Annotated in this window: 10 protein-coding genes; 2 read left to right on the plus strand and 8 right to left on the minus strand. The window is 57.0% G+C overall.

The window, feature by feature from the left end; all coding sequences use genetic code 11:
- Positions 1 to 82: 82 nt before the first annotated feature.
- From ACYASS_RS14605 to ACYASS_RS14640, 8 genes are all read right to left on the minus strand, one after another.
- Positions 83 to 400 carry a DUF2388 domain-containing protein gene (locus tag ACYASS_RS14605; protein WP_122664645.1) on the minus strand — a complete coding sequence of 106 codons (318 nt, stop codon included), beginning with the start codon at positions 398 to 400 and terminating at the stop codon, positions 83 to 85.
- Between the two features lie 134 nt (positions 401 to 534).
- Entirely contained in the window at positions 535 to 1,728 is a 1,194-nt protein-coding gene (locus tag ACYASS_RS14610) for an MFS transporter (protein ID WP_463586649.1), read from the minus strand.
- A gap of 522 nt (positions 1,729 to 2,250) precedes the next feature.
- Entirely contained in the window at positions 2,251 to 2,466 is a 216-nt protein-coding gene (locus ACYASS_RS14615; protein ID WP_122664644.1) for a DUF1127 domain-containing protein, read from the minus strand.
- Positions 2,467 to 2,784: 318 nt separating this feature from the next.
- Positions 2,785 to 4,278 (minus strand): acetyl-CoA hydrolase/transferase family protein, encoded by a 1,494-nt coding sequence (locus tag ACYASS_RS14620; protein WP_463586650.1) that lies wholly within the window; start codon positions 4,276 to 4,278, stop codon positions 2,785 to 2,787.
- 183 nt (positions 4,279 to 4,461) lie between these two features.
- The gene (locus ACYASS_RS14625) at positions 4,462 to 5,907 is read right to left on the minus strand and encodes an NAD(P)(+) transhydrogenase (Re/Si-specific) subunit beta (protein ID WP_243249139.1); all 1,446 of its coding nucleotides are present in this window, start codon (positions 5,905 to 5,907) and stop codon (positions 4,462 to 4,464) included.
- Complete coding sequence (locus ACYASS_RS14630) at positions 5,907 to 6,227, minus strand: NAD(P) transhydrogenase subunit alpha part 2 (RefSeq protein ID WP_122664641.1); 321 nt, start codon at positions 6,225 to 6,227, stop codon at positions 5,907 to 5,909. The genes ACYASS_RS14625 and ACYASS_RS14630 overlap by 1 nt, the downstream gene beginning before the upstream one ends.
- 10 nt (positions 6,228 to 6,237) lie before the next feature.
- Positions 6,238 to 7,359 (minus strand): Re/Si-specific NAD(P)(+) transhydrogenase subunit alpha, encoded by a 1,122-nt coding sequence (locus tag ACYASS_RS14635; protein ID WP_243249138.1) that lies wholly within the window; start codon positions 7,357 to 7,359, stop codon positions 6,238 to 6,240.
- Positions 7,360 to 7,780: 421 nt separating this feature from the next.
- Positions 7,781 to 8,698: a LysR family transcriptional regulator gene (locus tag ACYASS_RS14640; protein WP_463586651.1), complete on the minus strand. Its 918-nt coding sequence runs from the start codon at positions 8,696 to 8,698 to the stop codon at positions 7,781 to 7,783.
- A 153-nt stretch (positions 8,699 to 8,851) separates the two neighbouring features.
- On the opposite strand from ACYASS_RS14640, the gene ACYASS_RS14645 reads away from it, so the two are divergent.
- Positions 8,852 to 10,033: an acyl-CoA dehydrogenase gene (locus tag ACYASS_RS14645; RefSeq protein ID WP_463586652.1), complete on the plus strand. Its 1,182-nt coding sequence runs from the start codon at positions 8,852 to 8,854 to the stop codon at positions 10,031 to 10,033.
- Between the two features lie 11 nt (positions 10,034 to 10,044).
- Complete coding sequence (locus ACYASS_RS14650; protein WP_463586653.1) at positions 10,045 to 11,265, plus strand: CaiB/BaiF CoA transferase family protein; 1,221 nt, start codon at positions 10,045 to 10,047, stop codon at positions 11,263 to 11,265.
- The last annotated feature ends 174 nt before the right edge of the window (positions 11,266 to 11,439 follow it).

Here is an 11,439-nt window from a genome sequence, read left to right on the forward strand (position 1 = left end):
GAGCCGCAAGGCTAGCGCAATGGCCGGGCTAGAGCTAGCCCGGGAGCCTGGCAAGGCAACCCGGGCTGGTACGCCGCTGTGATCAGATGGCCAGAATTGCCTGGGCCAGTTGAGCGTCGGAGGCTTGCAGTTGTGGCGCCAACTGACGAATGTGCTGGAAGGCGTTTTCCAGTCGAGCGCCACGAATCTCGCCTGCGCTGCCGACGAAAGTGGCGGCGTCATCACGCGCTTCACGAACGATTTTGTCGTCCCTGAACGAGGAGCTGACATCGGAAGTAGCATTGGTTGTTGAATCAACGGTGCGCACCATGGCATCTGTTGTTACAACAAAGCTGGTGGCGTGAGCGCCGGTTGCAGCTGTCAGCAGGACGGCGGCACCTAGCAGGCGAAGACGGGACATGGTCGGACTCCAGTGGAACGCAAAGCAATAGAAAAGAAACGCGGGCTGGCCCGGCTGTTTCGTGAAGGCCGTGACAGAACTGATAGTACGGAACTGTCACAAGCCTAGCATGGCGTGGCTGTAGACGGCGCTTCCTAAGCTCTGCGGGCATTCGCCAGCAACGCGTCGTTTAGCCATCTGCCGAGGCTGATCACCCAGACCAGCAGGGCAATCAATCCCGTGCTGAACAGCATCCCATTGACCCCGCCGTGGACAATGAGTTTGCCTGCAATGAAAGGAAAGCCGAACACGCCCAGAAAGTACGCCAGGCTGAATAGCAGTAATGACTGCGCGGTAAGCCCGCAAGGGGCTTCATTGGCAGCAAGGCCATTGATAACGGAGTAATTGAGGCCGTAACCGATACCCAGTAAAGCCGCCGCCAGCCCATAGCTGAATAGGTCATGCACCCATTGGCCAAAGCTTAGGACTGCAACCAGCATGATGGCACTCAGTACGCAGGACGCCGCGAACGGATTGCGTTTGACCACCCAGCTCGCGATCAACAAGCGACAGCAGATGGCAGCCCCCATGAAGCAGATGAAGAACACCGAGTAATCAAGTCCCAGGCTGGAGGCGTAGCTGGTCTGGAAGCTGCCTAGCCCGCCGAAGATCGCCCCGCCAAGCCCGACCATTAGAATGGAGAAGGCGGCTTTTGAGGTTAAAACCTTGATCGCAGAGGTGAGGCCGATCTGGGCGCGATCATTGGGTGAAGCGTTTGTGTGGAAATGCTGCCCTGTTCGCCAGAAATACACTCCGCCTCCCACCGCCATGATCGCCGCGCAGAAAAAAGCAGTCTGAATCGGCAGGTCAAAGTAGCTGGCAAGTTTTCCCGTCAGTGGACCGGTACCGATACCGGTCAGCATGCTGCCCGAGAGCAGCGCAAAGCTATGGCTGCGACGATTGGGTTCAACCATGCCTGCCACCATGATGGGCCCCAGGGTGTAGAAGACTCCCCAGCCGAGACCGAGCATCAGTGCGCAGACCATAAGCCAGGGGCCTAGGCTGTCTGCAATGGCGAACCCTGATGATGCCGCCGCCAGGAAGCCCGCACCCAATGCGATGCATCGCGCAGGCCCCCATTTATCTGCCAGATGTCCTGAACCCACTACGGCAGCGATGGTGCTGATCATCGCAACTGAAATCACTTGGCCTGCATCACGTTCGTCTCCACCAAAAGAGGTGATCAACAGCGTCAGGAGGAAGGTCGATCCGTAGGAGACTGAAAGCATGAGACTGGCGATGCAGAACGCGCCGAAGCTTGAAGGCTGGTTGGTTGGAGAATGGGTCATGCGCGTATCCATGCGTGGCGGTTCTGGCTTTTTAGCACTGACGCGCATGGAGTTGGTTGATTAAGTGGTGGAGTGAAGATCAGGGGATTTATAACAAACTGTACTTGATGATTTTATGAATTATTGAACTGTATTGTTCTGATGCCGGAGCTTTGATCTCGGTCAGTGAGCGCTCACCTCAATCCATTGTCTCGAGTTGGATCGCAGTTCTCGTCACCAGAATGCAACCACCTGATTTGGAATTCTTCCTGTAGGAGTGACCGGGGTGGCGCTCCACCTTGCTCGCGATAGCGTCAGTCCAAGCGATGCATTCGTCGACCACTAGACAGAATCGCGAGCAAGCTCACTCCTACAGTCCAGTGCGAATTGCCATGCGCATTGATGGGGTTCGTAAGATGCGCGCTCAGAATTTCGAATTCCAGAAATGACAAAACCCGTCGCAGTTACCCGCGACGGGTCTTGTATGAAGCAATTCGGGTTGCTGGTGAGTGACCTTGGAAGGTCAGGACCAGCGTGCGCCAGTTAGCGCCAGAACGGCTTGCTCAGCTCTTCGTAACGCTGCGATTCGCTGATACCTGCGTCAGCCAGCAGACGTGCATCCAGGCGGGCCAATTGGTGGCGGCTGGACAGGCGACGTTGCCAAAGCATCAGGTTAGCGAAAGCGCGAAGAGGCCATGCAGCTTTTGCGGTTGTAGCGGTGTTTTCGTTGAAAAGGTCGGAACTGAGTGTACGTTCCATGGTGTGCATCCTTCCGCTTGTGGCGGGCTAGAGAGTGATTTAACTGGTGCCCATCTTCCTCCGAGTTGGCCAGTCTCTCTAGACACAGTTCAACTGTATTGTGCGAGTTCAGTTAACTGTTTAAAGGCACTGTTTTGTTCCTATTTGGGGCAACTGTATCGGTCTGCACGTTTTCAGTGCATTTTGTGCGCCGATTTGGTGAAAAGGCTATTTTTACCCCTCCAAATGACCAGTACAGCAGTACAGTTTTTTCGAGTTTGTCTTTTAAGCTGAGATTGCGAGGTAGAAAACTGTATTGCTACCTCGCAACTGTTCACGTCAGACGGGCAGCATGCTGCCTGTTTCATCCAGGCGAGAGTGCCAACTTAGTGCTTCGCGCAGTACATGCGGGGTGTGTCCTCCTTTAAGGCAGGCTGCGGCGAAATAAGCATTGAGCGCATCCCGGTAAGCCGGATGCACACAGTTGTCGATAATGACCCGGGCACGTTCACGTGGCGCCAGGCCCCGCAGATCCGCCAGGCCTTGCTCGGTCACGAGGATGTCCACGTCATGCTCGGTATGGTCTACATGGCTGACCATGGGCACAACACTGGAAATCGCGCCGCCCTTGGCGATGGATTTGGTCACGAAGATCGCCAAGTGGGCATTGCGGGCGAAATCTCCCGACCCGCCAATACCATTCATCATGCGTGTGCCGCAGACGTGGGTAGAGTTGACGTTGCCGTACAGGTCAAACTCCAGCGCGGTATTGATGCCGATGATCCCCAGGCGACGGATGATTTCGGGGTGATTGGAGATCTCTTGCGGACGCAGCACCAGGCGCGACTTGTAGCGTCCGAAGTCGGCGAACACTTCAGCGTGCTTGCTGGCCGACAGCGTCATCGAGCTCCCTGACGCGAAACTCAGTTTGCCAGCGTCGAACAGTTCGAAGGTTGAATCCTGCAGCACCTCGGAATACATGGTCATGTCGTGGAAGGGCGAATCCACCAGGCCATGCATGACGGCATTGGCGATGGTGCCAATCCCGGCCTGCAGCGGCATCAGTTTGTTGGTCAGCCGGTCTTCGCGAACTTCTTTTTTGAAAAACTCCACCAGATGGCTGGCGATGGCTTGGGTGTCCACATCCGGCGGCAGCACAGTTGAAGGCGAGTCAGGCTGATTGCTGATAACGATGCCAACGATTTTGGCCGGATCTATCTGTACCGCCGGGTTGCCGATGCGCGTGTCAGCTTGCAGCACTGGGATTGGCAGTCGGGTAGGGCGATAACTGGGGATATAGATGTCGTGCAGCCCCTCCAGCTCCAACGGCTGGGCGAGATTGATTTCGACGATGACTTCCTTGGCCAGGATCGCAAAGCTGGCAGAGTTACCCACCGACGTGCTCAGTACCAGATGGCCATCTTCGGTGATGGCGACACATTCGATGACGGCCAGATCCACGGCCTTGATCTGCCGGTTGCGCAATTGCTCGACAGTATCGGAAAGGTGACTGTCGATGAACATCACCGAACCGTCATTGATAGCCTTGCGCAGGGTGCTGTCGACCTGAAACGGCGAGCGACGCGACAGCACGCCAGCTTCGGTCAGTTGTTTGTCCAGGTCGTTGCCCAGGCTTGCGCCGGTCATCAGGCTGATCTTGAGCGGCGACAGTTTTGCGCGTTCGGCCAGTGCATGAGGTACAGCCTTGGCTTCGCCGGCGCGGGTGAAGCCGCTCATGCCAACGGTCATGCCGTCCTGAATCAAAGCGGCAGCGTCAGCCGCGCTCATGACCTTGTTCATGAGCGAAGGCAAGCGGATACGATCACGGTACATGGGATTCTTTTCTCGGGGGTGGAAGCGAAACCCAAGTCTAGAGAGTTGGGCGGTGTTCGTCCCGCTACCAAGGTCGCATTTGGAGGCTCTAATTAGCGGGTTTCAAAGCAAAACACTGTTACGCAGAATGTAAAAAGCCCCGGCGTTTTTCGCGCCGGGGCCCGGTTTTAACGCATCAGGAGCCTACGCGTTGTCGACCGCCTTAACCATGTCCTCGATCACCTTTTTGGCGTCTCCGAAAACCATCATGGTTTTGTCCAGATAGAACAGTTCGTTATCCAGACCGGCATAACCGCTGGCCATCGAGCGCTTGTTGACGATGATGGTTTTGGCTTTGAAGGCCTCCAGAATCGGCATACCCGCAATCGGCGATTTAGGATCGTTCTTGGCTGCGGGGTTGACCACGTCGTTGGCGCCCAGCACCAATACCACGTCGGCCTGGCCGAACTCGGAGTTGATGTCTTCCATCTCGAACACCTGGTCGTAAGGCACTTCTGCCTCGGCGAGCAATACGTTCATGTGGCCAGGCATGCGCCCGGCAACCGGGTGGATCGCATACTTCACGGTGACGCCGTGGTGAGTCAGCTTCTCGGTCAGCTCTTTAAGCGCGTGCTGCGCCCGCGCAACGGCCAGGCCATAGCCCGGAACGATGATCACGGTGTCGGCGTTGGTCAGCAGGAAGGTCGCGTCGTCGGCTGAGCCGGACTTCACCGGGCGGGCCTCTTTGGCACCCGCCGGGCCTGCGTCGTCGGTTACGCCGCCGAAGCCGCCGCCGATCACGTTGAAGAACGAGCGGTTCATCGCTTTGCACATGATGTAAGACAGAATCGCGCCGGAAGAACCCACCAGGGAGCCAGCGATGATCAACATCGAGTTGTTCAGCGAGAAACCGATACCGGCCGCTGCCCAGCCCGAATAGCTGTTGAGCATCGATACGACGACAGGCATGTCTGCCCCGCCAATCGGGATGATCAGCAGTACGCCGATCACGAAGGCCAGAGCCAGCATGATGGCGAACGCGGCGAGGTTGCCGGTGAACATGAAGAACAGGCCGAAGGCCAGGGTCGCCAGGCCTAGCACCAGATTCAGCTTGTGCTGACCGGCGAACTGTACCGGTGCGCCTTGAAACAGGCGGAACTTGTACTTACCCGAGAGCTTGCCGAAGGCGATAACAGAGCCCGAGAAGGTGATAGCGCCAATGGCCGCACCCAGGAACAGCTCCAGGCGGTTGCCTGCCGGGATCGCGTCTCCGAGGTTCTTCACAATGTTCAGCGATTGCGGCTCAACCACTGCTGCAATAGCGATGAATACTGCTGCGAGGCCGATCATGCTGTGCATGAAAGCAACCAGTTCAGGCATCTTGGTCATTTCAACGCGCTTGGCCATGACCGAGCCAGCGGTACCGCCGACCAGCAAGCCAATCACGATGTAGCCAATGCCAGCAGTGGTGTCGGACAGCGCTGCCAGTTTGTAAACCAGCCCAACAGTAGTAACCACCGCCAACGCCATGCCGAGCATGCCGAACAGGTTGCCACGTCGTGAGGTCGTTGGATGCGAAAGACCTTTGAGGGCCTGAATGAAGCAGACTGCTGAAACGAGGTACAGCAAGGTAACCAGATTCATGCTCATTACTTGCGCACCTCTTCTTTCACTTTAGGTGCCTTTTTCTTGAACATCTCCAGCATGCGCCGGGTGACAAGGAAACCACCGAACACGTTGACGGCTGCCAGAGCGACCGCAAGGGTGCCCATGGTTTTGCCCAGTGGTGTCACGGTCAGCGCGGCAGCAAGCATGGCGCCGACGATGACGATCGCCGAAATGGCATTGGTCACGGCCATCAACGGCGTGTGCAATGCTGGCGTTACGTTCCAGACCACGTGATAACCGACGTAGATCGCCAGTACGAAAATGATCAGGTTGTAGATACCTGGGGAGATCAGCTCTTCCATTGTTTTATCCTCAGCCGTTCTTGCGGATGACTTGGCCGTCGCGGCACATCAGGCACGCGGCAACAATGTCGTCTTCCAGGTTGATGTGCAGCTGACCGTCCTTGTCGAACAGCAGCTTCATGAAGTCCAGCAGGTTGCGGGCGTAGAGCGCCGAGGCGTCAGCAGCGACCAGCGCGGGCAGGTTGGTGTAACCCACGAGAGTCACGCCGTGCTCGACGACGACCTGATCGGCTACGGTCAGCGGGCAGTTGCCGCCTTGTGCTGCAGCCAGGTCGATCACCACTGAGCCAGGCTTCATCTCGGCCACGGTTTCTGCGCTAAGCAATACCGGCGCTTTGCGCCCCGGGATCAGTGCGGTGGTGATGACGATATCCGACTGCTTGGCGCGCTCGTGGACTGCAACCGCCTGACGCTGCATCCAGCTTGCAGGCATCGGGCGGGCATAGCCGCCAACGCCGACTGCGCATTCGCGCTCTTCATCGGTCTCGTAAGGCACGTCAATGAACTTCGCACCCAGAGATTCGATTTGCTCCTTGACGGCAGGACGCACATCGGAGGCTTCAACCACGGCGCCCAGACGCTTGGCGGTGGCGATGGCCTGCAAGCCCGCGACTCCCGCGCCGAGCACCAGAACGCGTGCGGCTTTGACCGTACCTGCTGCCGTCATCAGCATCGGCATGAAACGAGGATAGTGGTGAGCGCCCAGCAGGACTGCCTTGTAACCCGCAATGTTGGCTTGGGAAGACAGCACGTCCAGACTCTGCGCGCGGGAGGTCCGTGGCGCAGCTTCCAGAGCAAAGGCGGTGATGCCTTGCTCAGCCATCTTGCCGATGGTTTCGCTGTTGAAGGGGTTGAGCATCCCGACAACGACCGTGCCGCGCTTGATCTGTGCCAGTTCGCTGTCGTTCGGTGCGCAGACCTTGAGCAGTAGCTCGGCAGCCAGCGCTTCAGCGGCAGCGCCAATCGTGGCTCCTGCTGCTTCGTAAGCACTGTCCGGGACGCTGGCCGTAATGCCTGCTCCGCTTTGCACCGTGACCCGATGGCCTTGGGCGATCAGCTTCTTGATGGTTTCAGGGGTTGCAGCAACCCGCTTTTCACCCGACTGGGTCTCGAGAGGAACGCCAATGTGCACGTGTAATCTCCTGCGTGATCTTCTTGTTTTCTTCAATTAGGCCAGCGCACTTCAGCAAGTACGACTGGGGCTGCCGATCAGCATGATCCCGCTATTTACGGGCGGGGCGCGGCATTTTGCAGGCGAAGTTTGGTGCCTTCAATTCATTTTGTAACGAGACGATAAATTAACTACAAGTCATCCCGTGACCAAATGTCGCAGCGCTCCGCCTCAAGCCCTTGTTTACTGGGCCTTAGAGGGAAAGTAGTCGAAATGTCAGAAAACCATGAATTCAATTCCTGAATCATGGATGTAACGAACGAATAGGGCTGCGCCTCAGGCATTTAGCGGCTTAGAGGCCTTATTTTTCGTGCGGGGATGAGAGGAGCTATATGCGACAAAAACGTATATCTGTAGGTTTTATTGGAATATGACTACACGGTTACTCAGGGCTTTTTATAGCGCTCTCGTGCTCGTAAGTCTTGGCTTGCCCGGCGAGCCAGTCTCGGAATGCCCGTAGTGATGCCGATTCAACTTTACGCACCGGGATTATCAGGTAGTAGGCCTTGGGGCTTGCAAGTGCGTGCGGGTTGGCGACCACTAGCCGCTGTTCTTTCAGCTCGCGCTGTATAAGGAAGGGCGGGATCAGAGCTATGCCCATTTCGTGGCTGGCAGCTTGAGCGAGCATCGAAAACAGCTCGTAACGTGGGCCTGTCATGTCCCGGGCAACGTTCATCTCCAGCCCGCTGAACCATTGTCGCCAGGCGTAGGGGCGGGTGGTTTGTTGTAGCAGCGGTAGAGTCGCGATTTCTCCCGGGGCAAGCTGGCTCCGTCCACCTAACAGTGCGGGGCTGCAGACCGGGACGGGGTTCTCACCCATCAGCCGGTAGGACTCAGTGCCTGGCCATTCGGCATCCCCAAAGTAGATAGCGGCGTCGAAGTCAGTATCGGCAAACAGGAACGGTCGCGTGCGGTTAGTGAGGTTCACCGTGACTTCAGGCTGGCTCCGCTGGAAATCCTTCAGGCGGGGCAATAGCCATTGCGTGCCGAATGTCGGCACAACGGCTAGCTCAATCGAGCTGGCGCCTTGGTTACCCATCACCGACAAGGTATCGCGCTCCACCGCGTCTAGCTGTGTGGCGATGCGCCTGCTGTAGGACAAGCCCGCTTCGGTCAGCTTCACTCCCCGGCGAGAGCGTCGGAACAGTTCGGTGCCAAGAAACGATTCAAGGCTACCGATCTGTCGGCAGATGGCGCTTTGAGTCAGTGAAAGTTCGTCGGCGGCTTTGGTAAAGCTTTCATGGCGAGCGGCGGCTTCGAAGCTGACCAGGGCGGCGGTACTCGGGATTTTACGGCGCATGTACGCGACCCTCACTAATCACAGCCAATATCGTTGTTGTCATGAATCTCGGAGTGAGAAATTAGCACAATAGAGTGCGTATTCATCGTTTGTGAGGTCTTGTTACCCGGTCTAGGATCAACTCATAACTATTTCAATGATTGAGGATGGCTCATGGCTGGCAAGGCAAGCTTCAACTGGATCGACCCGCTGCTGTTGGATCAACAGCTCACGGAGGAGGAGCGTATGGTGCGCGAAAGCGCGGCGCAATTCGCCCAGGACAAGCTGGCGCCCAGAGTGCTGGAAGCCTTTCGTCATGAGCAGACCGATCCTGCGATCTTTCGTGAGATGGGTGATGTCGGCCTGCTCGGCGCAACGATCCCGGAAGAGTACGGCGGCAGCGGGCTTAATTACGTCTGCTATGGGCTGATTGCGCGGGAAGTTGAGCGTATCGACTCTGGCTACCGCTCGATGATGAGCGTGCAGTCTTCTCTGGTGATGGTGCCGATCAACGAGTTCGGTACTGAAGCGCAAAAGCAGAAGTACCTGCCAAAGCTCGCTTCCGGCGAATGGATTGGCTGCTTTGGTCTGACAGAGCCTAATCACGGTTCTGACCCTGGTGCGATGATTACTCGGGCAAAGAAAGTCGACGGCGGCTACAGGCTTTCAGGCAGCAAGATGTGGATCACTAACAGTCCGATCGCTGATGTGTTCGTGGTTTGGGGCAAGGACGACGAAGGCGACATTCGCGGCTTTGTGCTTGAGAGGGGTTGGGCCGGGCTGAGCGCTCCGGCAATTCATGGCAAGGTCGGTTTGCGCGCCTCCATTACCGGCGAAATCGTCATGGATAACGTCTTTGTGCCTGACGAAAATATCTTCCCTGATGTGCGAGGTCTTAAAGGCCCTTTTACCTGCCTTAACTCGGCCCGTTATGGCATCTCGTGGGGCGCTTTGGGGGCGGCTGAGTTTTGCTGGCATACGGCGCGGCAATACACCCTGGATCGGCAGCAGTTCGGGCGTCCATTGGCGGCTAATCAGTTGATCCAGAAAAAGCTGGCGGACATGCAGACCGACATCACCTTGGCGCTACAGGGTTGTCTGCGGCTGGGGCGGATGAAAGATGAAGGCACGGCAGCGGTTGAAATCACTTCAATCATGAAGCGCAACTCCTGCGGCAAGTCCCTGGACATCGCTCGCATGGCCCGTGACATGTTGGGCGGTAACGGTATCTCCGATGAGTTCGGCATTGCCCGGCACCTGGTCAACCTTGAGGTGGTGAACACCTATGAGGGAACTCATGACGTGCATGCGCTGATTCTCGGGCGGGCGCAGACCGGCATTCAGGCCTTCTGTTAAGGAGGCGTGTCATGGGTGCGCTTTCGCATATCCGCGTATTGGATTTATCCCGGGTGCTGGCTGGGCCGTGGGCAGGGCAGATCCTTGCTGACCTAGGGGCCGAAGTCATCAAGGTTGAGCGGCCGGGCAATGGCGATGACACCCGGGCATGGGGGCCTCCCTTTCTGAAGGACACTAAAGGCGAGAACACCAGTGAGGCTGCCTATTATCTGTCTGCCAACCGGAATAAGCAGTCAGTGACTATCGACTTTACCTTGCCTGAGGGGCAGGCGCTGGTCAGGGAGCTTGCTGCCAGGTCCGATATCCTGATTGAAAACTTCAAGGTCGGGGGTCTTGCTGCTTATGGCCTGGATTACGCGTCGCTTAAAGCGATCAATCCGAAGTTGATCTACTGCTCGATTACCGGGTTTGGGCAAACTGGTCCTTATGCAAGGCGCGCCGGGTACGACTTCATGATTCAGGGGTTGGGCGGGTTGATGAGCCTGACCGGGCGTGCGGATGATCAGGAGGGGGCTGGGCCGGTGAAGGTTGGGGTGGCGTTGACTGACGTCATGACGGGGGTCTATTCGACTACCGCGACATTGGCAGCCTTGGCGCACCGCGATCAGAGCGGGCTTGGGCAGCACATTGATATGGCTTTGCTGGATGTGCAGGTGGCCTGCCTGGCGAATCAGGCGCTGAATTACCTGACGACAGGCGTAGCTCCTGCACGCTTGGGTAATGCGCATCCGAATATCGTCCCCTATCAGGACTTCCCTACCGCTGACGGCGATTTCATTCTGACGGTGGGTAACGATAGCCAGTTCAGGAAGTTTGCGGAGGTGGCCGGGCAGGCTCAATGGGCGGATGACCCTCGGTTTCTGACTAATAAGCTTCGTGTGGCTCATCGAGCAGAGCTGATTCCGCTTATTCGTCAGGCGACTGTATTCAAGGCGACTGCGCAATGGGTAAGTGAGCTGGAGTTGGCAGGCGTGCCTTGTGGGCCTATCAACGACTTGGCGCAGGTGTTCAACGATCCACAGGTGAAGGCGCGAGGGCTTGCGATGACATTGCCTCATGCGCTGAGCGGGAGTGTGCCGCAGGTGGCCAGCCCTATTCGTCTGTCTGATACACCGGTTGAGTATCGGCATGCCCCTCCTTTATTGGGGGAGCACACCGATGAAGTGCTTGAACGGGTGTTGGGCTTACAGGCTACTGAGGTTGACGCGTTGCGTCGGGCTGGTGTGGTCTAAGCCTTTCTATATATAGAAGAAAGCGTGTTTTTAAGGTTTTTCATGAAAAGCACAAATTAGCTATTGACGGCCTCTCGAATCTCTCTATAATTCGCACCTCTTCTGGCGCAGACGGAACGAAAAACTCCTTGGTAATCAATGAGTTGGACAGTTTAGTTGGCTCGGAAGGGGTTT

This window comes from Pseudomonas sp. HP_14 (genome assembly GCF_055283875.1).